Annotated in this window: 20 protein-coding genes and 1 pseudogene; 12 read left to right on the top strand and 9 right to left on the bottom strand. The window is 75.5% G+C overall.

Features of this window, described 5'->3' with window-relative positions:
• Nucleotides 1-2: 2 nt before the first annotated feature.
• Complete coding sequence (locus OIE12_RS17255) at nt 3-2,282, bottom strand: MMPL family transporter (protein WP_329136309.1); 2,280 nt, start codon at nt 2,280-2,282, stop codon at nt 3-5.
• 220 nt (nt 2,283-2,502) lie between these two features.
• Here OIE12_RS17255 and OIE12_RS17250 point away from each other — a divergent pair, with 220 nt between their 5' ends.
• Nucleotides 2,503-3,009 (top strand): universal stress protein, encoded by a 507-nt coding sequence (locus OIE12_RS17250; protein WP_329136307.1) that lies wholly within the window; start codon nt 2,503-2,505, stop codon nt 3,007-3,009.
• Nucleotides 3,010-3,534: 525 nt separating this feature from the next.
• Here OIE12_RS17250 and OIE12_RS17245 read toward each other — a convergent pair.
• The 4 genes and pseudogenes from OIE12_RS17245 to OIE12_RS17230 all read right to left on the bottom strand — a co-directional run bounded on the left by OIE12_RS17245 (nt 3,535) and on the right by OIE12_RS17230 (nt 7,810).
• Nucleotides 3,535-4,257 carry a hypothetical protein gene (locus tag OIE12_RS17245; RefSeq protein WP_329136306.1) on the bottom strand — a complete coding sequence of 241 codons (723 nt, stop codon included), beginning with the start codon at nt 4,255-4,257 and terminating at the stop codon, nt 3,535-3,537.
• A gap of 77 nt (nt 4,258-4,334) precedes the next feature.
• Nucleotides 4,335-5,006: pseudogene (locus tag OIE12_RS17240) on the bottom strand (serine/threonine-protein kinase); the annotation flags it as partial.
• Between the two features lie 289 nt (nt 5,007-5,295).
• Entirely contained in the window at nt 5,296-6,948 is a 1,653-nt protein-coding gene (locus OIE12_RS17235) for a subtype B tannase (RefSeq protein WP_329136305.1), read from the bottom strand.
• A gap of 124 nt (nt 6,949-7,072) precedes the next feature.
• Nucleotides 7,073-7,810: a DUF5701 family protein gene (locus tag OIE12_RS17230; protein WP_329136304.1), complete on the bottom strand. Its 738-nt coding sequence runs from the start codon at nt 7,808-7,810 to the stop codon at nt 7,073-7,075.
• A 150-nt stretch (nt 7,811-7,960) separates the two neighbouring features.
• Here OIE12_RS17230 and OIE12_RS17225 point away from each other — a divergent pair, with 150 nt between their 5' ends.
• The 6 genes from OIE12_RS17225 (at nt 7,961) to OIE12_RS17200 (ending at nt 11,716) form a co-directional block, all read left to right on the top strand.
• Nucleotides 7,961-8,710 (top strand): DUF4328 domain-containing protein, encoded by a 750-nt coding sequence (locus OIE12_RS17225; RefSeq protein WP_329136302.1) that lies wholly within the window; start codon nt 7,961-7,963, stop codon nt 8,708-8,710.
• A gap of 71 nt (nt 8,711-8,781) precedes the next feature.
• Nucleotides 8,782-9,330, top strand: a complete 549-nt coding sequence (locus OIE12_RS17220; RefSeq protein WP_329136300.1) for a GNAT family N-acetyltransferase — start codon at nt 8,782-8,784, stop codon at nt 9,328-9,330.
• 165 nt (nt 9,331-9,495) lie between these two features.
• Nucleotides 9,496-9,849 carry an LPXTG cell wall anchor domain-containing protein gene (locus OIE12_RS17215; protein WP_329136298.1) on the top strand — a complete coding sequence of 118 codons (354 nt, stop codon included), beginning with the start codon at nt 9,496-9,498 and terminating at the stop codon, nt 9,847-9,849.
• Nucleotides 9,846-10,493 (top strand): class F sortase, encoded by a 648-nt coding sequence (locus OIE12_RS17210; RefSeq protein WP_329136296.1) that lies wholly within the window; start codon nt 9,846-9,848, stop codon nt 10,491-10,493. Before OIE12_RS17215 ends, OIE12_RS17210 begins: the two co-directional genes overlap by 4 nt.
• Nucleotides 10,494-10,581: 88 nt before the next feature.
• On the top strand, nt 10,582-11,073 hold the full coding sequence (locus OIE12_RS17205; RefSeq protein ID WP_030376802.1) for an RNA polymerase sigma factor: 492 nt from the start codon (nt 10,582-10,584) through the stop codon (nt 11,071-11,073).
• Nucleotides 11,057-11,716 carry a hypothetical protein gene (locus tag OIE12_RS17200; protein ID WP_443053841.1) on the top strand — a complete coding sequence of 220 codons (660 nt, stop codon included), beginning with the start codon at nt 11,057-11,059 and terminating at the stop codon, nt 11,714-11,716. The genes OIE12_RS17205 and OIE12_RS17200 overlap by 17 nt, the downstream gene beginning before the upstream one ends.
• 26 nt (nt 11,717-11,742) lie before the next feature.
• On the opposite strand, the gene OIE12_RS17195 is transcribed toward OIE12_RS17200, so the two are convergent.
• Both OIE12_RS17195 and OIE12_RS17190 read right to left on the bottom strand, forming a co-directional pair.
• Nucleotides 11,743-12,870: a sugar ABC transporter substrate-binding protein gene (locus OIE12_RS17195; RefSeq protein WP_329136293.1), complete on the bottom strand. Its 1,128-nt coding sequence runs from the start codon at nt 12,868-12,870 to the stop codon at nt 11,743-11,745.
• Nucleotides 12,871-13,003: 133 nt separating this feature from the next.
• On the bottom strand, nt 13,004-13,963 hold the full coding sequence (locus OIE12_RS17190) for a MerR family transcriptional regulator (RefSeq protein WP_329136291.1): 960 nt from the start codon (nt 13,961-13,963) through the stop codon (nt 13,004-13,006).
• Between the two features lie 160 nt (nt 13,964-14,123).
• Between OIE12_RS17190 and OIE12_RS17185 the strand changes: the two genes are divergently transcribed.
• Nucleotides 14,124-15,665, top strand: coding sequence for an alpha/beta hydrolase (locus OIE12_RS17185; RefSeq protein ID WP_329136289.1), 1,542 nt, complete (start codon nt 14,124-14,126; stop codon nt 15,663-15,665).
• A 78-nt stretch (nt 15,666-15,743) separates the two neighbouring features.
• On the opposite strand, the gene OIE12_RS17180 is transcribed toward OIE12_RS17185, so the two are convergent.
• Nucleotides 15,744-16,478 carry a TetR/AcrR family transcriptional regulator gene (locus tag OIE12_RS17180; RefSeq protein ID WP_329136287.1) on the bottom strand — a complete coding sequence of 245 codons (735 nt, stop codon included), beginning with the start codon at nt 16,476-16,478 and terminating at the stop codon, nt 15,744-15,746.
• Between the two features lie 169 nt (nt 16,479-16,647).
• Here OIE12_RS17180 and OIE12_RS17175 point away from each other — a divergent pair, with 169 nt between their 5' ends.
• The 3 genes from OIE12_RS17175 (at nt 16,648) to OIE12_RS17165 (ending at nt 19,613) form a co-directional block, all read left to right on the top strand.
• Complete coding sequence (locus OIE12_RS17175; protein ID WP_329136285.1) at nt 16,648-17,685, top strand: medium chain dehydrogenase/reductase family protein; 1,038 nt, start codon at nt 16,648-16,650, stop codon at nt 17,683-17,685.
• Nucleotides 17,686-17,823: 138 nt separating this feature from the next.
• Nucleotides 17,824-19,068 (top strand): hypothetical protein, encoded by a 1,245-nt coding sequence (locus OIE12_RS17170; protein WP_329136283.1) that lies wholly within the window; start codon nt 17,824-17,826, stop codon nt 19,066-19,068.
• On the top strand, nt 19,065-19,613 hold the full coding sequence (locus OIE12_RS17165; RefSeq protein ID WP_329136281.1) for a hypothetical protein: 549 nt from the start codon (nt 19,065-19,067) through the stop codon (nt 19,611-19,613). Before OIE12_RS17170 ends, OIE12_RS17165 begins: the two co-directional genes overlap by 4 nt.
• On the opposite strand, the gene OIE12_RS17160 is transcribed toward OIE12_RS17165, so the two are convergent.
• Nucleotides 19,553-22,138, bottom strand: coding sequence for a tetratricopeptide repeat protein (locus OIE12_RS17160; RefSeq protein WP_329136279.1), 2,586 nt, complete (start codon nt 22,136-22,138; stop codon nt 19,553-19,555). The two genes, OIE12_RS17165 and OIE12_RS17160, sit on opposite strands and share 61 nt — an antisense overlap.
• A 198-nt stretch (nt 22,139-22,336) precedes the next feature.
• Between OIE12_RS17160 and OIE12_RS17155 the strand changes: the two genes are divergently transcribed.
• Nucleotides 22,337-25,447, top strand: a complete 3,111-nt coding sequence (locus OIE12_RS17155; RefSeq protein ID WP_329136278.1) for an AfsR/SARP family transcriptional regulator — start codon at nt 22,337-22,339, stop codon at nt 25,445-25,447.
• The last annotated feature ends 75 nt before the right edge of the window (nt 25,448-25,522 follow it).

Here is a 25,522-nt window from a genome sequence, read left to right as displayed (position 1 = left end):
GGTCAGCCCCGGCCGACGGGGAACGGCCCCCGCACCACCGCGTCCGCTCCCGGCCCGACGGGCGCCGGGCCGTGCCCGCCCAGGGCCTCGCCCTCGATGTCCACGTTCGGCAGCACACGGTTCAGCGTACGGGGCAGCCACCAGGCACGGTGTCCGAGCAGCGCCATGACGGCGGGGACGATCGCCATGCGGACCACGAAGGCGTCGAAGGCGACGGCGGAGGCCAGGCCGACGCCCATCGTCTGGATGGTCGGGGTGCTGATCCCGACGAAGCCGCCGAAGACGCTGATCATGATGACCGCCGCCGCGGCCACCACCCGCCCGCTGTGCCGGAACCCGCCGACGATCGCCTCGTCGGGGGCCGCGCCGTGGACGTACGCCTCCCGCATCCGGGAGAGGAGGAAGACCTCGTAGTCCATGGCGAGGCCGAAGACGATGCCGATGATGAGGATCGGCATCAGCGACATGACCGGCCCGGTCTGCTCGATGCCGAGCAGGTCCGCCGCCCAGCCCCACTGGAAGACGGCGACCAGGACGCCGAAGGCGGCGCCCACCGACAGCAGGAAGCCGAGCGCGGCCTTGACCGGGACCAGGATCGAGCGGAAGACGACCAGGAGCAGGAGCACCGCCAGGCCGATGACCACAGTCAGATACGGCAGGAGCGCGTCGGCCATCGCCTCGGAGATGTCGATGTTCAGCGCGGTCTTCCCGGTGACGAAGACGTCGGCGCCGGACTCGGCCCCGGCGCCGGAGGCCTTCTCCCGCAGCGCGTGCACCAGGTCCTTGGTCTCGGTGCTGTTCGGCGCGGTCCTGGGTACGACGGTGAGCAGTGCCGTGTCCTTGGTCCTGCTCAGCACGGGGTCGCCGACGGAGGCGATGCCGTCCACCTTCTCGACGGTCTTGACGACCCGGTCCGTCGCGGCGGCCGGGTCCTCGGACCGGGAAGTGTCCACGACCACGGTGAGCGGGCCGTTGAAGCCGGGGCCGAAGCCCTCGGAGAGCAGGTCGTAGGCGCGGCGCTGGGTGGTCTCCACGGACTTCGACTCGTCGCCGGGCAGGCCGAGTTCGAGGCTCAGCACCGGCGCGGCGACGACGCCCAGGCCGAGGACGGCGGTGAGCAGTACGGCCGCCGGGCGGCGCAGTACGAACCGCGCCCAGCGGGTGGCGAACCCCTTCCTGTCGGTCGCGGTGTGCGGACGCGCGGCACCCGGCCGCATCGCCTTGCGCAGCGCGCGGGGCAGGACCCTTCCCCAAGCTCTCGGCTTCGCTCGAGCAGGGGATGCCCCTATGCCGAAAAGGCCGAACAGCGCGGGCGTCAGGGTCAGGGCGACGAGCACGGCGAGCGTCACGGCGCCGGCGCCGCCCAGGCCCATCCTGGTGAGCTCGGGGATGCCGACGACCGACAGCCCGGCCAGGGCGATGACGACGGTCGCGCCCGCGAAGACGACGGCGGAGCCGGCCGTGCCGACCGCGCGTCCCGCGGCCTCCTCGGGCGCGTGGCCCCGGGCGCGTTCGTCACGGAAGCGGGAGGTGATGAAGAGGGCGTAGTCGATGCCGACGGCCAGTCCCAGCATCAGCGCCAGGATGGCCACGGTGGACGACAGGCCGAGCGGCACGGACAACGCCGTGACCAGGCCGAAGGCGATGGCCACGCCCAGCAGGGCGGTGAGCAGCGACAGTCCGGCCGCGACCAGCGAGCCGAGGGCGAGGACCAGCACGACCGCGGCCACCGCCACGCCGACCAGTTCCGTCGTGCCGCCGGGCTCCTCCTCGGAGTCCAGGGCCGAGCCGCCGGTCTCCACGGTCAGCCCCGCCTCCCGGGCGTCGCCCGCCGCGTCCTGAAGGGCGTCCTTCGTCGCGTCGGTCAGATCGACGGCGTCCACGGTGTAGGTGACCGTGGAGTACGCGATCGTGCCGTCCTCGCTGACGGCGCCGGTGGTGAAGGGGTCGGTGGCCGACGCGAACTGCGTGCCGCCGTCCAGGGAGCCGAGCGCCTCCTCCACGGCCGCCTTGTTCTCCTCTGCGGTGATCCGCTGCCCGTCCGGGGCCCGGAAGACCAGGCGGGCCTCGGCGCCCTGGGCGTTGGCGTCCGGGAACCGCTCGTCGAGCAGGTCGAACGCCTGTTGCGACTCCGTACCGGGCATGGCGAGGTCCTCGTCCTCGCCGGCCGGCGCCGTGGCGGCGGCCCCGATGGCCAGCACCAGGGCCGCCAGCCAGAGCACGGCCACCCGGCGCCGGCGCCGGAACGCCCACCGTCCGATCCGATGAAGAAACGTCGCCACCTGTGCTCACTCCAGACACCGTCGGGCAAGGGAACGCGCGGGATTCCCGCGCCTGTCCACACTCGCCGCCGGCCCCCCGGCCGGGCATCGTCCGCCGACCCCGACTCCGCCTGGTGCGAGCGGACCAGCCGACGGCGCGTTCTGGTGCCTGCGCACCACGCCGGGAGCGGCCCGCCTGGCAGAGTGTGGGGGGCCATCGCTGCGGAAGGGGCTGGTGACCATGACCGTGCTCGCGTGGATCGTCGAGGGCAGCTGGCCCGCCTGCGTGGATGCCGCGCGCCGGCATGCGGACGAGGGCGAGGACGTCGTACTGCTGCACGTCAGCGGGGGCGACGCGTCCGGGGTCGCGCACGGGGCGTTCGCCGGGCTGCTCGGGCGGGGGCGGGGCGGCCAGGATCCGGGCGCGCGGGTCGCGGAACTCGGGGCCGACTCCGCCGGGCGGCTGCTGGACGCCGCCGCCGAGCGGCTCGGGCGGCCGTGCGTGCGCCGGGAGCGGCAGGGCCGCATCGAACGGGAGGTGGTGCACGCCGCCGAGGAGGCCGACCTGCTCGTCGTCGCCCGCGACGGCGACCGCGACCGCCTCGGCCCGCACAGCCTCGGCCCGGCCGCACGGTTCGTCGTGGACCACGCGCCCTGCGCGGTCCTCCTGGTCTGGCCGACCCCGGCACCGGGTCTGGAGACGATGCCGCCCCCGCCGCCGCATCCACCGCACCCGCCGCGGCACTGAGTCCCGCGCGGGGGCATGCGCGGGCGGACGCACGCGGGACCACCCTGGCCCGGACGCCCGCAACGCGCGGCGCGCACGGGCGGGGGCGGTCGGGATGCCGCGCCGGTCCCGGACCGTTGCCGCGGGTGTCGGGCGCGGGTGGGTGCGGGGCGCACGGGATCCTCGCCGGCTTCGGGCCGACGACTCCCGAGCCGCCGGCCGAACCCCCGGCGGGCACGGGGCCACCCGGGCGCGGGGCCCCCGGACGCGGACGCCTGCGGGGCTCGGCGCGCACGGGCGGGGGCGGTCGGGATGCCGCGCCGGTCCCGGACCGACGACTCCCGAGCCGCCGGCCGAACCCCCGGCGGGCACGGGGCCACCCGGGCGCGGGGCCCCCGGACGCGGACGCCTGCGGGGCTCGGCGCGCGGGGCCGTCGGGATTCCGTCGGTTCCGGGCCGGCGGCGGCCGGGGCGCTCCGGGTGCGCGGCGGCGCCCCGGCCGGGCCGTTGCGGCGGGCGAGGGCGTCGGCGGTGGGTTTCGCGGCCTCAGTCGTCGCCGGGGGTCGGGGTCGACGAGGCCGTGCCCGTGCCGTCCGTGCCCGGTGGGGACGTGGTGTCGTCGTCCCCGCCGAACCACGCCATGCCGAGCAGCATCGCGCCGACGAAGAGCGCCACGCCGGCGAGCAGCGCCACGATCCGGGTGCGCCGGCCGGCCAGGGTGTCCGCCACGGACGGCTGGCGGCCGCGCCGGCCCCGGTGGGCCGAGGAGGCGGGGCCCGCGGTGGCGGTCGGCAGCTTGTACGTCGTCGGCGGTCCCGTCTCGGCGGAGCCGCCCGGGCCGGACGGCGGGCCGGGGTACGCGGGCGCGGCGCCCGGACCGGCGCCGTGCGCCGCGGCGTGCCCTCCGCGCCGGGGCCCGGCCGCGGGTGCCGGGGTACGCGCGCCCGCGCCCGCCGCGCCACCGCCCGGCGCGTACGCCTGGGCGCCCGCGCCCCTGCCTGCTGCTGCGGGAACGCCCCCGGCTCCGGCCGCCCCGACCGTCCGGACCGCTCCGCCCGGCCGGACCGCTCCGCCCGGCCGGACCGCTCCGCCCGGCCGGACCGCCCGGGGCCGTCGGAGCGTCCCGCGCGCTCGGGTCGCCCCGCGCGCTCGGACCGTCCCGCCGCCCGCCGTCCCGTCCCCGACGCGCCCGGCGTCCGGGGCGCGCCCGGCGTCCGCGATGCCGCGCTCGGTGTCACCGCCGGGAGTGGTTCCGGGCGGCCCTGCCACGCACCGCCGCCGAACCACTCCGCGACCTGCCGTGCCGTCGGCCGGTCCTCGGGCCGCTTGGCGAGCAGGCCGAGCAGGTAGTTCTCGAAGGCGGGCGGCAGGTCGACGCCGAGGTCGCGCGGCGGCACGGGCGGCGTGTCGAGGTGGTGGTGCAGCACGGCGACGGGGCTCTCGCCCTTGAACGGCGTGCCCCCGGTGAGGAGTTGGTAGAGCACGCAACCCAGCGAGTAGACGTCGCTGGCCGGCCCGGCGGACTGGCCCAGCGCCCGCTCGGGCGCCAGGTACAGGCTGGTGCCGACGATGTGCCCGGTACGGGTGAGGGCCGCGCCCGGGTCGTCCATGAAGCGGGCGATGCCGAAGTCGGCGATCTTCGTCGTGCCGTCGGCGTCCACGAGCAGGTTGCCCGGCTTGATGTCCCGGTGCACGATCCCCTGGTCGTGCGCGACCGCGAGCCCGGCGGCGGTGTGGGCCGCGATGCGCGCGACCCGGTCGGCGGGCAGCGGCCCGTTGTCCTTGAGGATCCGGGCCAGGCTGTCGCCCGCGACCAGCTCCATCACCAGGAACAGCCCGCCCTCGTACTCCCCGAAGTCCAGGACCCCGACGACGTTCCCGTGGTGCAGCCGGCCGGCGGTCTGGGCCTCCAGCCGGAACCGGGAACTGGCGGTCGGGTCGGCGTCCTGGCCGAGCATGAGCTTGACCGCCACGTCCCTGCCGAGCGTCTCGTCGGACGCCCGCCAGACCTCGCCCATCGCGCCGCGCCCGAGGGCGGTGTGCAACCGGTACCGGCCCGCTATCAGCACCTGTGTTCCAACCTCATCCCGTGAGACGCCGTACCGGCACACGGGTGTCCGCGGGGCCGCGCCGAGGGTCTGGGGGCGCGCCCGCGGACCGACCGTCCGTCGGACGACTCGATCGCCGCCGGCCATGACGCCGCGGGGCCGCGGGACGATGGTGGGGGTGCCGGAGCGGTCCAACCTTACTGGCCCGGGAGCGCTCCTGGATCATGATCCCGACAGGTGCGGACGGGATCACACGGCCTCACTTCCGCGTGGCACCGCACACCTTGGCGATCCAGGCGATGAAGTCGCCGGGGTCGGTGTTGGCGCCGTGCCCCTGGTCCCAGTAGTAGCGGTGGTCGACGTCGTCGCCGAGGCCGGCGAGCGCGGCGGCGAGGTTGGCGGAGACCGTCAGCGAGGTGTCGGAGTCCTTGGTGCCGAGCCGGATCCACCAGTGCCTGGCCCGCTGCGGGTTGGCCTTGCCCACCAGGAAGTGCATCGGGTTCATCAGCCGCAGCTGCTCGGGGATGTCGGCCGCGAGCCGCTTGGCGGTGGTGCCGCTGGTGTCGTGCTTCAGGCTGTACGCCGTGAAGTGGCGGGCCTCGGTGGTGCCGGCGCCGAACTCGTTGTTCTCGCCCGCGGAGAGGTCGAAGGCGTCGAAGGCGGGGACCGTCTTCTTCCGGGCGCCCACGTGGGCGAGGAAACCGGCCCAGGTGAAGGTCGCCTGCTCGCCGTCCCAGGTGAGGAAGGGGTTGGCGGCGAGGTAGTCGGTGCGCGCGGAGTCCGAGAGGCTCTTGAGGTAGGTGGTCGCGGAGGGCTGGAGGTACTGCTTCAGCAGGTAGTCGTCGTAGTTGCGGGCGGTGAGCGGGCCGAAGCCGTCCCTGCCGCGCAGCTTGAGGCCCGCCTGGTACTCGGCGAACTGGGCCCTGAGCTGCTTGGACACCGTCTGGTCGACCTGCTTGCCGGTGCTCAGCTCGTTGCTGCCCCAGTTCCACTCGTAGGCGCCGTCGGCGTGCTCCAGGTCGGTGATCGGGCACCAGTCGCCGCTGGCGAAGATCGCGTCGGAGGCGTCGGCGGCGCCGATCTCCTTCAGGTGGGTGTCGTAGAGCGGACTGTCGCCGGAGGCGCCGAGCAGCGCGGAGAGGGCACCGCCGGCGCTCACCCCGCAGGAGACGATGCGCGCGGTGTCGCCGGGGATACGGCCCTTGTTGGCCCGTACGTAGCGGACGGCCGCCTTGAGGTCGACGATCGCGGCGGGGGCGGTGCCGTACCACTCGCCGGCGGAGTTCTTGAGCGTACGGCCGCGGGCGCCCGGCTCGACGACGACGTACCCCGCGACGAGGGCGAGCTTCGGCAGGCTCACCATCTCACCGCCGTTGACCATGGCGTTGCCGCCGGACTGCACCTCGCCGGTGCCGGTGCCGCCGCTGCTCGATGCGGTGGGGGCGGGGCTGCCGCTCGCGCCCCCGGTGGGCATGCCCGTCATGCCGCCGCCGCCCACGCCGGTCGCGTCCGCCACCGAGGACGGCATGTAGCCGCCGACGGAGTTGGCGAACAGGATCGGGGCGCGGGAGGCGTCGACCTTCTTGCCGTCGATCTTCACCGGGACGTTGACGTTGAGGCTCTGGTACTTCTCGTCGACCGGCTTGGCGACGTAGGTGAGCGCCTTCCAGAAGTGGTACGTCACCTCGTGGTCGGCGCCGTCGGCGTCCGTGAGGGTGGCCGTCAGCTCGGTGTAGGCGTCCGGGTCGAAGACCAGGGAATCCGGGGTGGAACCGGCGGACGTGGACGCCGCGGCGGTCGACGCGGTGGTCGACGCCTGGGCGTTCAGGGTGATGCCCCCGACCGCCACGGCTCCGGCCCCCGCCCCGATCCCGAGCACGACCGACCTTCGCTTCACTGCCCTGTGCTTCACGGTGTGATCTCCCTTCGCGGCACGGCGAACCCCTGCGGGGTGTTGCACTCGCGAACGTAGGGAGACGTCACCAAAATCGTCAACAATTTGGCCGGGCTTCATGGGAAACCCATAGGCGGGGCGGTCAGGGAGCGACCGGGTGCGGGCCCGTACGCCCACCCGCCGACGCCATGCCCAGCCAGGTGTGCGGGTTGCCCTCCCAGCACCAGCCGAGCTTCGGGGCCCGCTTGCTGATCCACAGCGCGGGCACGCGGCGGTCGCCGCAACGGGAGCCGCCGAGCGAGTAGCACTTGTTCTTGGCCAGCGTCCCCGGGAACTGGGTGAGCAGGGCGATCCCCTCCTCGATCGTGAGCGGGGTGCGGCCCCGCCGCGCGATCTCCGCCATCGCGTCGCGCGGGACGGCGCCGCAGAACTCCTCGCCGCGTTCGACGTCGTGCAGCAGATGGGCCCGGCCGTCCGGGAGCCCGACCTCCGGGGTGGCGACGAAGCGGTCCAGGGAGCCGGGCTCGAAGAGGCGGTCGACGAAGCCGGGCAGCCTGCCGCCGGACAGGGTGGTGCGTGCCATCAGCTCGTCGACGGGGACGAGCTGCCGGGTGACGACCAGCACGAACGGGACGCGTCCGGCCTCCGGTGCGTACGGCGTGCCGGCACCCGCGGTCGCCACGGCGGCGGGGCGCAGCGGGGCGAGCAGTTCGGCGAAACGTTCCGGCGTGTGTCCGGCCGCCGCGGGGTGGCCGAGCGCGGTGAGCCGGGCGAGCTGCCGGTCGAACTCGGCGCCGGGGTCGTAGGGGGCGGCTTCGGTGTGGGTGGCGGGGGTGGTTGGGGTGGCGGCTGTGGTGGGTGTGCTGCGGGCCGTGGTCATACGCGGCTGTCCCTCTCCCCTTGTCGGTTCTCCGGGGGCATCGCGCGGAGGGCGTCCGGCGTTTCACCCTTCCGAGGGATCAAGTGAGCTTTGTGTGCCCGCCGTTGTGTGCGGCGGATGCGCGCGGGGCCGGGGTGCGAGGATGGCCGCGTGAACGATGAGAGCACGCGTACCCCGGTCCTGCGCCCGACCCGGGGCGCGGCGCACTTCGCCGTCGGCGCGCTCGCCGTCGCCGGTGCCGCCTGGACGGCCCGTGCCGTCTGGCAGCTCCGGCTCGGTGCCGCGGGCATGCCGGACTCCGGCCCGCCCGACCAGGGCGGCGGCAGCCACCGCGGGCTGACCTCGCTGGAGGACGGGTACCACCTCGTCAGCGCGGCGGGCGACATGGTCACGCTGCTGTGCGCGGTCGCGTTCCTCACCTGGCTGTGGGCGGTGCGGGACAACGCGCGCGCCCTCTCGGGCGAGCCGCCGCGGTACTCCTGGGTCTGGGTCTACCTCGGCTGGGTGCTGCCGGTGGCCAACCTGTGGATCCCGCGCGGGATCGTCGCCGACATCCACCGCCGCAGCGCGCCCGGCGAGCGGCTGCCGCGGGTGGTGAACTGGTGGTGGGGGCTGTGGCTGATCGGCACCCTGACCGGCACCGGCCTGATGTACACCGTCCCGACGGACAAGGTCATCGAGCGCGCCTACGACAACCTCGCCCCGCTGCTCGCCGCCGACGCGGCCGTGGTGGGCGCGGCGGTGGCCGGCATCCTGGTCGTACGGGCCCTCACGGCGGCCCAGCAGCGCCGGATCGACGGCGGCGGTGGCGACGGCGGGGCCACCGGACCGGCCGGGGGCCCCGCGGCCCCGGACACCGGTTCCCGTACCGCCACCCCGGCCGGCGAGGCGTCCTCGTAGAGGCTGTCGCGGAAGCCCCGCCGGAAACAATCCGGTTGTGCCGTCCACCGGGCCCGCGATACCCATGCCGGGTGATACGTGGCGCGAAGACGGGCCTGCGGGCCCGGACCGAGGCGGATGTGGCCCTGCTGCACCGGGAGTTGTACGAGGACGTGGTGCACCGCACCCGTGCCGACGACCAGCCCTGGCAGCCGATCGCGGCGGACTCGGGCCACTCCCCGTTCGCGGTGGTCGAGCCGTCCGAGGACGCGGCGCGGTTCTCGGTGGTGGAACTGGCCTCGGACGAACTGGCCGGCTCCGCCTCCGTGTGGGGCATCGACACCCACAACCGGTCGGCGCACCTCGGCATGGCCCTGCGCCCCGCCTTCCGCGGCCGGGGGCTCGGCACCGACGCCGTCCGCGCACTGTGCGAGTACGGCTTCGCGGCCCGCGGACTGCGCCGGCTGCAGGTGGAGACCCTGGCGGACAACGCCCCGATGATCGCGGCGGCGCGCTCCGCCGGGTTCACCGTCGAGGGCACGCTGCGGCGTGCGGCGTGGGTGTACGGGGGCTTCGCCGACGAGGTCGTCCTCGGGCTGCTCGTCGAGGAGTGGGCCGGCGCCGGCGGCAAGGCGTCCTGAACTCACCCAAGGCCTCTCGGACACGCCCCACGGCGCCCCAAACACACCCCCGCGCGCCTTTGCCGGCTCTTTACAACCCGGCGCCGGGGTGCGTCGTCTCTCCGCTCGATTCGTGAAACAACCCGTCCGGTCCTTGCCGGGCGGGACGACGGAAGAGAGCGATCGATGCGCCGAACTGTCCTGAGTGTCATGGCACTTGCCTGCACCGCCGTACTGGCCGGCACCGTGCAGCCCGCGTTCGCCGACGCCACCCCGACCCCGAGCACCGGCAAGGAGGCCACCGCCGCGCCGGCCGAGCGGGACGGGCACGACGCCGTCAAGGCGGAGCCGACCGACGACGCGAACGCCCAGGTCGCCGTCAAGCCGCGGGGTGCCGCCGACACCGGTGTGGCCGACGACTCGTCGTCCTCGGGGTCGTCGAACCAGAACGCGCTGGTCGGCGGCGGCGCCGCCGCGCTCCTCGCCGCGGGCGGCGCGACCTTCCTCGTGGTGCGGCGCCGCCGGGCGACCGGGGAATGACCACCGCGCTCTCCCGGCGCGCCTTCGCCAGCGCGGCCGCGGCCCTGCTGCTCGCGGGCTGCGGCGGCGGTGGCGAAGGGGTGCGCAGCGAAGGGGCGGCCGGCCCGGCCCGGAGCACGGCGGCGGGTGGCGAGAGCTCCGCCGGCCGCGACGCCGGCTCCTCGGCTCCGGCCGACGCCGCGCGCCCCCTGGCGCGTTCGGCCCCCGTACGGCTGCGGATCCCGCGCATCGGCGTCGACACCCCCGTCATCCGGCTGGGCCTCGAGGCGGACGGCACCGTCGAGGTGCCGCCCCTCACGGCGCACGACCGGGCGGGCTGGTACGACAAGTCGCCGACCCCGGGAGAGACCGGACCGTCCGTCCTGCTCGGCCACGTCACCGTCGGCCAGTACGGCGACGGCGTCTTCCGCCATCTGTCGGAACTGCGCCGGGGCGACCGGATCACGGCGGGGCGGAAGAACGGCACGACGGCCGCGTTCACGGTGACCCGGGTACGGACCGTCGACAAGGCGGACTTCCCGACGGACGAGGTGTACGGCGACGTCGACCGGCCGGAGCTGCGGCTCATCACGTGCGGTGGCCCGCGCTCCGGCGACGGCTACCGCGACAACGTGATCGTCTTCGCGGCCCTCGACGGGGGCTGAGCCGAGCCTCCCGGAGGCCGGGCGTCCGGGCAACTCCCGCCGGGCGCCCGGCATCTTCCCTCACGTGCCCCCACGACCCTGGAGAGCGTTGAAACGGTCCCGTGAGAGGGCGGCGTCCGAACTGTTCGCCGCCCTCTACCCGCGCCTGGCCGGCTGGTGCCGCCGTCTCGTCGACGACGACGGGACGGCGCACGAGATCGCCTCCGAGGCGTTCACCCGGCTCTGGGCCCGCTGGACGTCCGTGGACGAGCCGCGCGGCTTCCTCTACGTCACCGCGGCCAACCTCGTCCGCGACCACTGGCGCAAACTGGAGCGCGAGCGCCGCGCCGTGCGCCGGGTCACCACGGAGGCGGCGCTGCGCCCGCACGCCGAGCAGGACGACCCGTCGGTGCGGCTGCTCGTGCAGGCGCTGCCGGAACGGCTGCGGGTGCCGATCCTGCTGCACTACTACGCTGACATGCCGATCCGGGAGGTGTCCGCGCTGACCGGGCGCAAGGAAGGAACCGTCAAGGCCGACCTCCACGCGGCCCGCGAACTGCTCCGCGTCCATCTGAGGAGAAGCCTTGACCACACGCTTTGACGCCGACCCGGACGGCCCGGACGGCTTCCGCGGGGGCGGCGCGGCGGGCGGCACGGGCGGTTCCGGCGGGCCGGACGACGTGTTCCGGATGAACGGGGCGGGGGCGGACGGGGCCGAGGATCCGCTCACGGTGATCCTCCGGCCCTTCTCCGACCGTGCCGACCTGCTCGGTCCGCCGCCCGGCCGCTACGAGGCGATCCGCCGCACCGCCGCCCGCCGACGGCTGCTGCGCGCGGCGATCGGTGCGGCGCTGACCTGCGCGGCCGCCGTCCTCGTCGCCCTGCCGCTGCGGCTCGGGACGGCCGAGGGGCCCGCCTCCCCGACCGTGCCGCTCGCCCCGCCGCCCGCGACCGGCGGGAGCACGGCCACGACCGGGCCCCGGCCGACCGAGGAACCCACGACGTCCGGCACCGACGCCCCCGGCGGGCAGGACGCCTCCGACGCCGGCCCGTCGGCGAGCCCGCTGGTGCCGGGGGAGTCGGAGTCGGGGCTCCTGGTGCCGTCGGCGCGGACCGGGACGTCGAAGCGGACCGCGGCGAAGGAGCGGTCGGCACAGGCGGATCGGTCCAAGGCGGCGGACCGCTCACAGGACTCCTCCGGCGCGGTGCCGAGCACGGATGCCACGGACCCCACCACCCGCTGAACCGGAGCCGGCGACGCGCTCCTGACTTACGTCAGCCCGATCTCCTCGCACTTCGCCGCGTACGCGGGCGTGCAGATGTCCCGCACGGTGTAGACGCCGTCCTGGATCACCGTCTGCGCGATGTTGTCCCTGGTGAGGGCGACCACCGGGACGAGCATCGACGGGATCCCCTTGCGCGTCGGGCTGTCCACCGAGTCGCGGGTGAGCGCGTCGAACTCGATCGAGCGGCCCTGCACCTTGGTCACCGCCATCTCGGCGGCGCTCTCGGCCTCCCGCCGGAACGGCTTGTAGACGCTCATGTACTGCTCCCCCGAGACGATCCGCCGCACCGCCGCGAGGTCGGCGTCCTGCCCGGTCACCGGGGGTATCCGGTCGGCCCCGGCCTTCTTCAGGGCGTCGATGGTGGCGCCCGCCATGCCGTCGTTGGCGGAGTAGACGGCGTCGATGTCGTCGAGCCCGACCGCCTTGATCGCCTTGCGCATGTTCTCCGCGGCGACCTCGGGCAGCCACTCCCGGGTGTCGTACGACTTGGCGATGACGACGTTGTCCTTGAGCTCGTCGAGGGCCCCCTTCTTGAAGCGGGCGGTGTTCGGGTCGCTGGGCGAGCCGTTGATCATGACGACCTTGCTGGTGGCCGCGTGCTCGCCGAGCGCCTTGAGCAGGGCCTGGCCCTGCACCTGGCCGACGAGTTCGTTGTCGTGCGAGACGTACGCGTCGATCGGGCCCTCGGCGAGCCGGTCGTAGGCGATCACCGGGATGTGCGCGTCCTTGGCCTTCTCGACCTGCGCGGCGATCGACCCGGAGTCGACGGCGTCGACGAGGATCACGTCCACCTTGTCGGCGATCAGTCCGGCGAACTGTTCGCTCTGCCGGGACGCGCTGGCGCCGGCGTTATGGGCCACGACCTTGCCCTTGCCGTGGGTCAGGGCGGCGATCCGCCTGGTGATGAGGGGCTGGTCGAAGTCGTCGAAGCGGGCGGTCTTGTGGTCGGGCATCAGAAGGCCGACGGTGAGATCGTCGCCCTTCCTCGGTGCCGCGGCACCGCTGCTGCCTGCGTCGACGACACCACAACCGCCGGCCAACAGGGCCGAGGCGGTCACGGCGACCGTGCCGACACGACGACGAACGGCGGACCCGTGGGGGGTTCGGAACATCACTCGGAGCCTTCCGGGCGGAACAGAGACGGCCCCACTGTGCTGCCCCCGCAACCCCCCGTGCGGAAGCTTCCCGGACTCCGTACGGAATCTCCTCATGGACGGTGCGCCCCTCCTGGCGGGGGCTGTGGGTTCAGGCCGTCGGCGCGGTCTCGGTGTGCAGGGACCGCAGCAGCCAGTCGTGGGCGGTGCCGGGGGTGGGGGCGGAGTGGGGGTCCAGGGCGGTGATCAGGTGCCAGTACTCGTCGAGGCGGGGGTCGGCCGCGAGTTGGGGGGCCAGGGCGCGGCGGAAGGCGGGGGTGTCGCGGGTGCCGTAGGCCTGGGCGTAGGCGGAGACGAAGCCGTCGAGTGCCTCGCCCGGGTGCGGTGCGCGGCCCGCGCGCAGCGGGGCCGCCGCCAGGTCGTACGCCTCGGCCAGGCCGGCGTACAGGACGCCCGCCCGCGCGCCCCCGGCCCGCCGGTGCGCCTCCGGCTGGGGCTGCTCGGTGCCCGTGCAGGGGCGGGACGTCAGGGCGTGCAGCCGGGCGAAGGCCAGTACCTGGGCCGGCTCCGGGTCGGCGGGCGGCTGCGGGACCGCGACGTCCAGGAACGCCGCGACCGCGCGGGCCGGCATCCGGGCCGGCAGCCAGCCGCGCCAGAACCGGGCGATCGCGGCCGTACTCGGCGGCGTCGTCACCGCGCCGACCAGGCGCAGCCGGTCGGCGCGCTCCCCCGGCGGGCACTCCCGCACCAGCCGCAGCGCCGCCTCCCGCCAGCGCAGCGCCGTCAACTGCGAACCGAGCTCCCGCAGCTGCCCGTCGACGGCGTCCTCAAGGAGCCCCTCCGCCAGCACCTCGTCCTGCGGTACGCCGTCGGACGGGCCGCCCCGCGGCAGCACCCGCCGCACCTCGGGCACCCCGAGGCCGAGCCCGCGCAGCGCGCGGATCAGGGCCAGCCGGCCGAGCGCGGCGGGGCCGTAGCGGCGGTGGCCGCCCGCGCTGCGGGAGGTCTCCGGCAGCAGTCCGCGGTCGGAGTAGAAGCGGACCGTCTTGACGGTGACGCCCGCGCGCTCCGCGAGTTCGCCGATGCTCCACAGTCCGTCGTCGTACGGCACGGCGGTGGGCCTCCCTCCGGCTCCCCAGGAGCCCGCGCGCAGGGGCGCCTTACGGGTTGAACCTCCCCCAGGGGGAGCCCCTACCGTACCGGCGGGCGCGGCCGGGCGGATGGTTCCGGGCGCCGCCGACGGCGTACGACGACAGTGTGAGGAGAGGGCCGTGACCCCCGTATTCGTCCTGGTACCGGGCATGTTCACCGACGCGCACGTATGGGAGGCAACCGCCCGCCGGCTGACCGCGGCGGGCGCCGAGGTGCGGGCGGTGACGCTCGCGGGACCCGGGCGGGCACGAAGCGCTGCCGGCCCGGCGGTGGATCTGGAGGCGCACATCCGGGACGTGTGCGCGGCGATCGACGCGGCCGGCGCCCCGGACGGCCGGGAGGTCGTGCTCGTCGGGCACGACTACGGCATCCACCCGGTGCTGGGCGCCGCCGACCGGCGGGCGGGCCGGGTGACCCGGATCGTGTTCCTGGACGCGGGGATGCCGCGGGACGGCGTCCCGCCGCTGGCGGCGGTGCCGGACCAGTCCCTGCGCGCCCGGCTGGCCGAACGGGCGGCGGCCGGCGGATCCGACGGCGAGCTGCCGCCCCCGGCGCGCGAGGAGTGGACGCGGTGGGGCAGCACGGCGGGCGTCCCCAAGGAGGCCCTGGACCGGCTCACCGCCCGGGCCGCGCCCCAGCCGCTGGGCACGCTGTTCCAGCCGCTGCGGCTGACCGGCGCGGCGGCCGCCGTACCGACCACGGGCGTGCTGTGCACCGCGAGCGGCGTGGGCATCGCCATGGTCCAGCAACTGGTGGACCTCGGCGACCCGGCCCTGCGCGCGCTGACCGCCCCCGGGGTGACGTTCTTCGAACTCCCCACCGGCCACTGGCCGATGCTGTCCTGCCCCGCCGACCTGGCCGACGTCCTGCTGCGGGCCGCCGCGGGCGAGGGACACGCGCTCACCGCGCCGGGCGAGGCGGAAACCCCCGCGCATCTCCACCCGTTCCCCCTCCAGGCACCCGAACTGCCGCGCGAGCGGCGGGAGAACGTGGACCTGTACGTCCCGGCGGCGGCCACCCCGGACGGTCCCCGCCCCGCGGTGCTGTTCGTGCACGGCGGGCCGGTGCCCGCCGGGGCCGAGCCGGCCCCGCGCGACTGGCCGGTCCTGACGGGCCACGCCCGGTACGCGGCCGGGCAGGGCGTGGTGGGCGCGGTCGTCGCGCACCGGCTGCACGACGTGGCCGACTACGCGCGCGCCGCGGCGGACGTCGCGGCGGCCGTGGACCTGGTCCGCTCGGACCCGCGCGTCGACGCCGGCCGGATCGCGCTGTGGTTCTTCTCCGGCGGCGGCCCCCTCATGGCGGAGTGGCTGGCCAAGCCGCCGGCGTGGCTGCGTTGCCTGGGCGCCGCGTACCCCGTCCTCGCCCCGCTGCCGAACTGGGGGATGCCGGCGGAGGACCGGTTCCATCCGGTGCGGGCGGTCGCGGACGCCGGTCACGCGCTGCCGCCGCTGGTACTGCTCCGGGTGGGCCTGGAGTCGCCGGAGATCGCGGCGACCGTGACGGAGTTCCTGCGGACGGCGGCGGAGCGGGAGGCGGACGTGCGGGTGGTGGACGTCCCCCACGGCCACCACGGGGGCGGCCCCGCAGACCCGGCCGACGAGTGGCGGGCGGCGGTACGGGAGGCGATGCGCGCGGTGGTGGCGCACGTGACGGCCTGACCGGTCGCCCGTAGGCGAATCCCGGCCGCCCGTAAGCCGCTTCGGGTGCCCGTAAGCCGCTTCGGGCGCTCCCGCTCCTCAGCCGCCGGCCACCAGCGCGTCGAGTTCCGCCTCGAAGAACAGCGCCGGGTCGAATCCCATCCCGGTGAACTGCCCGGCGAGTTCCAGGGAGAGGGCGCCGTGCAGCCGGGTCCAGAAGGACAGCGCACGGTGCAGCACGGCGGGAGGGGCGGGCCGGTCGCCCGCCCACGCGCTGTACTGCCCGAGGTGCACGGCGAACGGCACCTCGGGAGAGCCGGGAGAGCCGGGGGAGCCGGGGAGGGCGGCCTGGGGCAGCGCCGCGCAGGCGTCGAGCACGAACGCCATGGTCTCCCTGGCGAGGTCGGTGGTGTCGTCCGGCGCGTGGTAGCCGGGCACGGGGGTGCCGAAGACGAGGAAGTAGCGCTGGGGGTCGGCCAGCGCCCACCCGCGCATCGCGTGCGCCAGCGCGCGCGCCTCCGCGCCGGACGCGGCGGCTTCGGAGGCCACAGAGGCCGCGAAGGCCCCGGAGGCCGCGCGGAAGGCGTCGACGAGGCTGCGGTAGCCGTCCCTGATCAGCTCGGTGATCAGCTCGTCCCGGCCGGCGTAGTACCGGTAGAGCGCGGGCCCGCTCATGCCCATGCGCTTGGCGATCGCGTTGAGGGAGAGCCCGGGGGCCCCCGCGGTGGCGATCTGTTCCCAGGCGTGCGCCTTGATCTCGGTCCGCACCTGCGCGCGGTAGCGCTCACGCGGTGTCGCCGCGCCCGCGGCGCTCCCCGCCGTCTCCTGCCGCATGTCCGCCGCCTTCCCGTGCCCGTCCCCGCGCACGATCCTCGCCCCGCCTCACTCCAGTTAGAAGCTATCACGAACGCTATTGACACTACGCGGGCGAGAGAGTTACAACTTCTAACGAAGCAGACAGCGGATAACGCCAACAACGGAGTCACGCACACCGGAGGCCCTCATGCATTCCACGGAAACCGAAGAACTCGTCGAGGTCGTCCTGCCGGGCAAGGTCGAGCCGGAGGGGCTGCGGATCCGGCGCGGGGCGGTACCCGCGCCCGGCCCCGGCCAGGTGGTGATCCGGATGGAGGCGACCGGCGTCTCCTTCGCGGAGCAGCAGATGCGCCGCGGCAAGTACTTCGACCAGCCGCCGTTCCCCTTCGTCCCCGGCTACGACCTCGTCGGCACCGTGGCCGCGACCGGCGAGGGCGTCACCCCGGCGCTGACCGGCACCCGGGTGGCCGCGATGGTCAAGATCGGCGGCTGGGCCAGCCATGTCGTCGTGGACGCGGCGGATGCCGTACCGGTCCCGGACGGCGTCGACGCGGACCGGGCGGAGACCATGGTCGTCAACGGCATCACCGCCTGGCAGATGCTGCACCGCACGGCCCGCGTCCGCGCCGGGCAGACGGTGCTGGTGCTCGGCGCCAACGGCGGCGTCGGCTCGGTCCTCGTCCAGCTGGCACGGGCGACCGGAGCCAGGGTGATCGGCACCGCCTCCGCCCGCCACCACCAGGTGCTGCGCGACCGGGGCGTCACCCCCGTCGACCACCACACGGAGAACATCGCCGCACGCGTCCGCGAGCTGGCCCCCGGCGGGGTGGACGCCGTCTTCGATCACGTCGGCGGCCCCGGCATCGTCGACTCCTGGCGGCTGCTCGCCCCCGGCGGCACGCTCGTCGCGTACGGCACCGCCTCCACCCGGGACGACGAGGGCTCCAAGCAACTGCCCGTCCTCAAGCTGCTCGCCCGGGTCTGGCTGTGGAACGCCCTGCCCAACCGCCGTCGCGCCCGCTTCTACAACATCTGGGCCGGCCGCAGGAACGAGGCCCGCTTCCGCGCCCGTCTGCGCGCCGACCTCACCCAGGTCTTCGAGGCCCTCCGCCGCGGCGACATCACCGCCCAGGTCGCCGCCCGCCTCCCCCTCACCGAGGCCGCCGAGGCCCTGCGCCTCGCGGAGTCGGGAACGGTGGCGGGAAAGGTCGTGCTCCACGCGTGAGCCCGCCCGCGCCGCCTCGCGCCCCCCCATTCCCTTGCACGGCAAGGGCGTTGCAAGGAGAGTGCAAGGAAAGCGCCGTAACCGCCGGGCAGCTCCCCGTCGTCCGCTGTACGCAGTGACGGAGTCACGGGGGTTCGTATGTCCGTACCAACGACGAGAACGGCGTTGATCGAGCAGGGGCACTGGCTGACGGTGCGGGACTGCAAGCGGGTCCTGGTGGTCGCCCACACGGTGACCTTCGCCCAACGGCTGCGCGAGGTCTTCGAGTTGCTGGAGGCCGATCTGCGCGTCCAGCTGATCTTCACGGTGGCGCCGCACGCCTTCGGCAGTGGCACCGCCGAGTTCCTGCACGGCCTGGGCATCTCCACCGTGCCCTGGGAGGAGGCACTGCGGGCCGAGTTCGACCTCGTGCTCGCGGCCGGCCTGCGCGGAGTGCACGAGCTGCGCGCCCCGGTGGTCCGCATCGCGCACGGGGCGGGGCACATCAAACCGCTCACCGACGTCTCCGGCCTGGCCCCCGGGGAGCCGAGGGCGCCCGGGATGCTGAGTCCCCGGCATCTGCTGCACGAGGGGCGGCTGGTCCCGGCGGCCCTCGTCTACGCCCACGAGCGGGCCCTGGAGGAGCTCGCCCGGTCCTGCCCCGAGGCCCTGCCCGCGGCCCAGGTCGCGGGTGATCCGTGCGTCGACCGGATCCTGGCGGGCCGGCCCCGCCGCGCGGCCTACCGCCGTGCGCTGGGGATCGAGGACGGACAGCGGCTCGTCGTCGTCACCTCCACCTGGGGGCCGGCCTCGACGTTCGCCCGGCTCGACTCGCTGCTGCCGCAGCTGCTGGGCCGGCTCCCGGGCGACGGCCACCGCGTCGCGCTGCTGGTCCACCCCAACGTGTACGCGGGACATGGCGTCCGGCAGGTGCGCGGCTGGCTGTCCGGCCGCCGGGACCGGGCGATCGCGGTGCTGCCCCCGGAGGCCGACTGGCAGGCGCCGCTGATCGCGGCCGACTGGATCATCGGCGACCACGGCTCGCTCACCGCGTACGGCACCCTCACGGACGCGACGCTGCTGCTGACCCCGGGGCCCCGGCGCGAGATGGCGGCCGCCTCCCCGGCGGCCCTGCTGTCCGCCGTGGCCCCGGTCCTCTCGCCGCTGCACCCCCTGGCGGAGCAACTGCGGTACGCGGCGGAACTGCGCCGGCCGGGGCAGTACGACCACGTGGCCGCGTCGCTGTCGTCGGCGCCGGGGCACTTCCACCGGCGGGTGCGGACGGCCGTCTACCGGCTGCTCGGCCTGGGCGAGCCCGCCCACCCGCCGTTCGTCGCGCCGCCCCCGCCCCCGCCGCCACTGGCGCGGTGGGAGGTCACCGCCGGCGACGGGACGGCACGGTGAGCGGCCCGGCGACGGCGGTCGGCGCGTGGGTCACGGTGTGCTCCGTCGGCCCGGCCGGGAGCCCGGTGGTCGTGCGGACCGTCCCGCTGCCGCCGGGCGCGTGCCCGGGACCGTCCGGTTGCCGGCACGCGCCCGGGCCGTTCCCGTGCGACGTGCACCTGCGGGTGGCGGCGGAGGGTACGGGACACTCCCGGCTCAGGGAGCTCGCCGACGTCCTGGTCAGCCGGGTGCCGCTGCCCCCGGGCGCGGCCCGGCTGCGGGCGCTCGCGCTGCTGGCCCGGCATCCCGGGTGCCGGACCGTCGCGGTGCCGGTACGGGCCGCGACGCCGGTCGTCGGCGTACGCGACCGCACGGGCGCCGTGCGGTGGGTGCGGCCGCTCACGGCGGGCGGGGCCCCGCCCTCCCCGCACCTGGCCGGTTCCCTCGCCCACGCATGGCTGACCCGGTACGGGACGCCGGACGCCGCCGGGCGGGCCTCCGGAGGTCACTCCCGCCGCAGCCGGGCCTCGAGGCGGGCCGCGTCCTCCGGGTTCAGCGTCCGGTAGAGGTCCAGGGCGGCCGCGTGGTGCCGCAGCGCTTCCTCGTGGTCGCCCCGGGCCTCGGCGGACCGGCCGAGCCACTCCAGGCAGCGGGCCTCCCACTCCACGGAGCGGGCCTCCCCCGCGCGAAAGCGCCCCAGCGCCTCGCGCAGCCGCCGGGCGCCGGCGTCGTGGTCGCCGGCGCGGTCCACGACGTGGCCGTGGAGGGCGAGGACGCGGGTTTCCTCGTACGTCTCCCCGAGCGCCCGCAGTTCGGCGCCGGCCCGCTCCAGGTGCGCGGCGGCCGTGGCCAGGTCGCCCGCGGCCAGCGCGGTCTCGCCGAGGCGCCGCCGGGACAGGGCCGCCCCGCGCCGCTGCCCGGTCGACTCCCGCAGCCGCAGGGCGTGCGTGAAGTGCTCGCGGGCCTCGTCGAGGCGGTGCGTCAGCAGGGCGAGGTGGCCGAGGCCGTTCACCGCCTGCGCCTGCTGGCGTACGTCGCCGTCGGCCGTGGCCTGCTCCAGCGCCTGCCGGTACCAGTCGGCCGCCTCCGGGAAGTGGCCGGCGTCCCGCAGGCCGATCGCGCCGGAGGTGAGCATGCGGCCCTCGCCCCGCCGCGCGCCGGCCCGGCGGGCCGCTTCCAGGCCGAGGCGGTGCGCCTCGATCCACATCCCGGACGGCCGCAGCCGCAGGAACAGCGGCCAGAGCAGATCCGTGAGGGTCCAGCAGGAGGTGTGCAGTCCGGCGTCGGCCGCGTACCGCACCGCGCCCATCAGGCCGTGGCGGTGCGTGTCCAGCCAGGCGAGCGCCTCCTCGGGGCCGTCGAGCGGGGCCGGGGAGACCTCCGTCGCGGGGAGGTCGTGGCCGGGCAGCCGGTGGCCGGGGCTGAGGAGGTGCTCCGCCGACGCCGCCGTGACGAGGCACCAGTCGAGGAAACGGCGCAGTACGCCTTCCCGCGTGCGGGCGTCCTCGTCCGCCTCGCCGAGCCGGCGGGCGTGCGGCCGGACGAGGTCGTGGAAACGGTAGGTGCCCGGTCCCGTCTCCTCCAGGAGGTTCGCCTCCAGAAGGGCGTGGACGGCGGCATCGGCCGCGTCGGCGGCGCCGGCCGTGGCGGCGGCGGTCGTGGCGGCGGCGGTCGTGGCGGCGGCTCCGGCCGCGCTACCGCTCCCGGTGCCGCTCCCGGTACCGGACCCCGTGCCCGGTGGCCCGGCCCCGTCGTCCGCGAGGGCGGTCAGGAGCGAGAGGTCGTAGCGGTCGGCGGGCAGCAGGCCCATGCGGCGGTACAGGGCCCGGCCCTCGTCCGGCAGCGCCCCGTACGACAGGTCCAGCGCCGTACGCAGCACGGAGTCCCCCTCGACACGCAGCGTCTCGACGTCGCCCCGCGCCCGGGCCAGCGTGCCGGCCAGCGCGGCCACGGAGCGGTGCGGGCGCAGGGCGAGGTGGGCGGAGGCCAGGGCCAGCGCCAGGGGCAGCCGGCCGCACAGCCGGACCACCTCGCGGGCGGCGGCCGGCTCCCGCGTCACGCGCGCCCCGCCGCCGGCGGCCAGGAGTGCGACGGCCGCGTCGGCGGGGAGGCCGTCCAGCCGGTGCACGGACGCGCCGTCGACGCGCAGACCGGTCAGGTTGGACCGGCTGGTCACCACGGTGAGACCGGCCGGCGAACCGGGCAGGAGCGGGCGCACCTGGGCGGCCGTGAACGCGCTGTCCAGGAGGACGGCCAGCCGCAGCCGCGAGGTCAGCGACCGCCACAGCGCACCGCGCTGCGCGAGCCGGGCGGGCACCGAGGGGGCGCCGAGCGCGACCAGGAAGGCCTCCAGGACGACGGACGGGGGGACGGGCTCCTCGGTGGTCCTGCCGCCCAGGTCCGCGTAGAGCTGGCCGTCGGGGAAGTCGTCGGCGTGCGCGTGCAGCCAGTGGGCGGCGAGGGTGGTCTTGCCGACCCCGGCGAGTCCGCTGATCACCAGGAGCTGCGGGGTGTGCGCGGGCCACTGGGCACGCAGGGCGTCCAGCGCCCGGCGGTCGTCCTCCCGTCCGGTGAACCGCGCGGTCACCGGGGGGAGTTGACGGGGGATGGGGAGGCGGGGCGGGGGCACCGGGGGCGACGTGTGGAAGTGGAGGCCGCCGTGGACGTCCCGGGCCTGCACGGTGGGTCCGTGGAGCACGGAGTCCCCGCCGATAACGTTGGCCGTCGGCGCGGGGCCGGGGTGGCTGCTCAGCCAGGCGGTGAGGGCGTGCCGCGTCGGCGCGTCCCGCGCCGCCACCGCCGCGAGCGCCCGGGCCAGCCCACGCCAGGACTCCGTCCCGTCGGCCCGGTCGTCGGTCCCCTCCGCCCCCTCCGCCCCGTCAGCCCCGTCAGTCCCGTCCGGCCGTGCTCCGCCGGACCGCGGGGGCCAGAGCCGGGTCACCGACGGCTCCGCGCGGCCCGCCGTGTCCACCACGCGGGCAAGTTCGCGCCACGCCGCGGACTCCGGTCCGGTCCCGCACGCGGCCATCGCCGACAGCAGGGCCTCGGATCCGCCGGGCCCGTCCGGTGCGCCGGGGGAGAAAGCACGCACGTGCGCGGCCCCTTTCCGTCCCCGGGAGTCACCTCCGCCGCCGGCAGCGGTACTCCCTCTTCGGTCAGGATGTGAACGGTTGCGACTATTTACCGGTCAACTTTGAGCGCACAACGTCCCCTTCTGGTCGTCGCTGCCAGGTCTATGCCACGCTCGAATGCTCGGCAATCACATGTCCTACCGGCGGGGAGGACGCTGGTGGAGTTCGAGATCAGGATTTCGGGGGCCGTGGAACTCCGCGCGGCGGGCCGGCGCGGCGATCTGCGGTCGACGAAGACGAGGGTCGCGCTCGCCGCCCTCGCCTGGGACGCCGGCCGTACGGTGAGCGTGGACACCCTGATCCACCGCATCTGGGACGACCACCCGCCCGGCAAGGCCAGGGAGGCGCTGCACGCGCACGTCTCCCGCGTCCGCGCCGCGCTGCGGGCCCTCGGGGAGGACGCGCCCACGCTCCGGAGCGGCACCAACCTGTACTCCCTGGAGACCGACCCGGACCGGGTCGACCTGCGCCGCTACACCACCGCCGTCGAACGGGCCCGCGCCCTCCGGGACGGCGGCGACGCCGAGGGCGCCCTGCGCCTGCTGGACCGGGCGGAGGACCACTGGCACGGGGAGCCGCTGGCCGGCATCACCGGCTCCTGGGCCGAGCACCTGCGCGCGGCCGCCGGCGAGACCCGGCTGGTGGCCGCGCTGACCAGGGCCGAGATCCTGCTCGACGGCGGCAAGTACACCGACGCCGTACCCGTGCTGCTGCCGCTGGTCGAGGCGCGCCCCGTGGACGAGGCGCTGGCCGAACGGCTGGCCGTCGCCCTGTACGGCAGCAACCGGACGGCCGAGGCCACCCGGCTGCTCCAACGGGCGCGGCAGCGGGTCGTGAAGGACATCGGACTCGACGCCGGGCGCGGGCTGCACCGGGTCCACCAGGGGATCCTGGCCGGGACCCCCGCCGCGGTCCTGTTCCCCCGCGCCGTGCCGGAGGAGAGACCGGCCCCCCGGCCCGCGCGCCGGGTCCCGGACAACCTGCCGCGCGACGTCCCCTGGGCCGGGCGGCGCGAGGAGCTGCGGCGGCTCACCGCCTCGCTCTGCGAGGAGCGGGGCGCCGCGGACGACGTCGTGACCGTCGAGGCGATCCACGGCATGGGCGGCGTCGGCAAGAGCGCCCTGGCCGTCCACCTCGCGCACCGGCTGCGGGACCGTTTCCCCGACGGGTGCCTCTTCCTCCACCTGGGCGGGGACTCCACCGGCCGGACCCCCCGGACCCCGGTCCGTGCGCTCACCGAACTGCTGCGGCTGCTCGGCACGGCCGCCACACAGCTGCCGGGCGACCTCGACGAACTGGTCGCGCTGTGGCGGGCGGCGACGCGTGACCGCCGGATGCTGGTCGTGCTCGACGACGCCACCTCCTCCGCCCAGGTGCGCCCGTTGCTCCCGGGTGCCTCCCCGACCGCGGTCGTCGTCACCAGCCGGCGACGGCTGCCCGGACTGCCCGGGGTGCGGCCCGTCTCGCTCGACGTGCTCCCGCCCGAGGACGCGGCCGCGCTCTTCACCCGACGGCTGGGCCCGCGGGCCGGCACCGACGCCTCGGACGTCGCCGGGATCGTCCGGAGCTGCGGGCACCTCCCGCTGGCCGTCGAGATCGCCGCGAGCCGGCTGCTGGCCCACACCTCCTGGACCACGTCCGACCTCCTGCGCCGGCTGGCCGGTGCCGACGGCCGCCTCGCCCAGCTCCGCGACGCGGAGCGGTCCCTGACGCACGTCTTCGCCGTCTCGTACGACGCGCTCGACGCCGACCAGCGGCTGGTGTTCCGGCGCAGCGGACTGCACCCCGGGGTCGGGTTCTCGCCGCACGCGGTCGCCGCGCTCACCGGGCTCCCCCCGGCCACGGTGGAACGCGTGCTCGAGGAACTCCTCGCGCAGTCCCTCGTCTCCGAACCGCTCCCGCACCGCTTCACCATGCACGACCTGCTGCGCGACTACGCGCGCACGCTCGTCGCCACCGGTGGGGCGGATTCCGCGGCGGAGGTACGGCGGGCCGAGCACCGCCTCGTGGATCACTACCTGCACGCGGCGGACCGGGCGGACCGGCTGGCGTACCCGTTCCGTTCCCGGATGGATCCGGACGACTCCCGGATGGATCCGGACGGTCCCCGCACGGATCAGGACGGCGGACCCACTCCTCCTCCCCCGCACCCGGACATCACCGACGCGCGCTCGGCGGAACGGTGGCTGATCACCGAGTCGGCCAATCTCCTGGACCTCGCCGCGCGGCTGGCGAGCCAGGGCACCGAGCGCGAACTCGCCCTCGGCGTGCATGTCCTGGCGGGTTTCCTGGACATGGAGGGACACCTCGCGGCGGCCGAGCCGCTGCTGCGCCGTGCCGTCGCCCACTGGCAGGCGGCGGGCGACAGGGCGGCCGAGGCGCGCGCCCTGCTCGACCTCTGCGCGGTGTACACCCACGGCTCCCGGTACGAGGAGGCGATCGCGACCGCGGAGACGGCACGTGCGGCCGCACGGTCCGTGGGGGACCGGTTGCTGGAGGCCGAGTGCGTGCACCGCATCGTGATATCCCTGTGGCAGACGGGGCGGTACGCACCGGCCAGAGCGCTTCAACAGGAGTCTCTCGATTTCCTGTCGCAAACAGGAGACGCATTACGGATCGCGCGCTGCCGCAATGTGCTCGGCATAGCCCACCTCCATCTCGCGGAACACGACGAAGCACTGGCGTGCTTCACCTCCGCGCTGGCCGAATTCCGGGAAATAGGGGACGAGCGGGGCCGATACAGCGCATTGAACAACATCGCGGAAGCGCACAGGAAGTCGGGGCGCATGGAATCGGCGGAAAGCGCTTATCGAGAGGCGCTGACGGTCGCCGAAGGACTCGGGAATCCGAGGGACCGGGCCACGCTCCACATCAACCTGGCCTCCGTCCTGGACGCGCTCGGCCGGACCGGCGAGGCGCTCACGCTGTACGGCACGGCGCTGCCGGTGCTGCGCGAGGTCGGGGACCGGCGCACGGAGGGCATCGCGCTCACGCGGATCGGTGCGGCGTACCGTGCGGGGGGTCGCGTCGAGGACGCGATACGCCACCTGCGCACCGCACTTGGCGTGCTGCGTGACATCCACGCGGCGGGCGAGGAGGCGGAGGCCCTGTTCCAGCTCGGCCTCGCCGAGCGCGACGCGGGGCGCACGGCCGAAGCCGCGGCCCACCTGGAGGCCGCGGCGGCGGCGAGCAGGCGCCTGGGCGCGACGGCGGAGGAGGAACGGGCGGTTCGGGCGCGGGGGGAGTTGCGGGGCGAGACCGCCGGCTGATTCCGCCTTTGCTGCTCACCCCGGACGAGTAATGATATAACTTCGTCCGGTGGAGCCGCCATGGACCGCCTCCCG

The organism is Streptomyces sp. NBC_00670, from assembly GCF_036226765.1.
Taxonomy (GTDB): Bacteria; Actinomycetota; Actinomycetes; order Streptomycetales; family Streptomycetaceae; genus Streptomyces.
The sequence above is the reverse complement of the archived record's forward strand: the minus strand, read 5'-3'. Positions and strand labels throughout refer to the sequence as shown.

What these genes read in the sequence shown, in the direction of transcription:
- OIE12_RS17210 (WP_329136296.1), top strand. Translation starts at nt 9,846, where the DNA reads ATGACCACCGCGCTCTCCCGGCGCGCCTTCGCCAGCGCGGCCGCGGCC.
- OIE12_RS17215 (WP_329136298.1), top strand. Translation starts at nt 9,496, where the DNA reads ATGCGCCGAACTGTCCTGAGTGTCATGGCACTTGCCTGCACCGCCGTA.
- OIE12_RS17170 (WP_329136283.1), top strand. Translation starts at nt 17,824, where the DNA reads ATGTCCGTACCAACGACGAGAACGGCGTTGATCGAGCAGGGGCACTGG.
- OIE12_RS17230 (WP_329136304.1), bottom strand. Translation starts at nt 7,810, where the DNA reads ATGACCACGGCCCGCAGCACACCCACCACAGCCGCCACCCCAACCACC.
- OIE12_RS17175 (WP_329136285.1), top strand. Translation starts at nt 16,648, where the DNA reads ATGCATTCCACGGAAACCGAAGAACTCGTCGAGGTCGTCCTGCCGGGC.
- OIE12_RS17195 (WP_329136293.1), bottom strand. Translation starts at nt 12,870, where the DNA reads ATGTTCCGAACCCCCCACGGGTCCGCCGTTCGTCGTCGTGTCGGCACG.
- OIE12_RS17250 (WP_329136307.1), top strand. Translation starts at nt 2,503, where the DNA reads ATGACCGTGCTCGCGTGGATCGTCGAGGGCAGCTGGCCCGCCTGCGTG.
- OIE12_RS17180 (WP_329136287.1), bottom strand. Translation starts at nt 16,478, where the DNA reads ATGCGGCAGGAGACGGCGGGGAGCGCCGCGGGCGCGGCGACACCGCGT.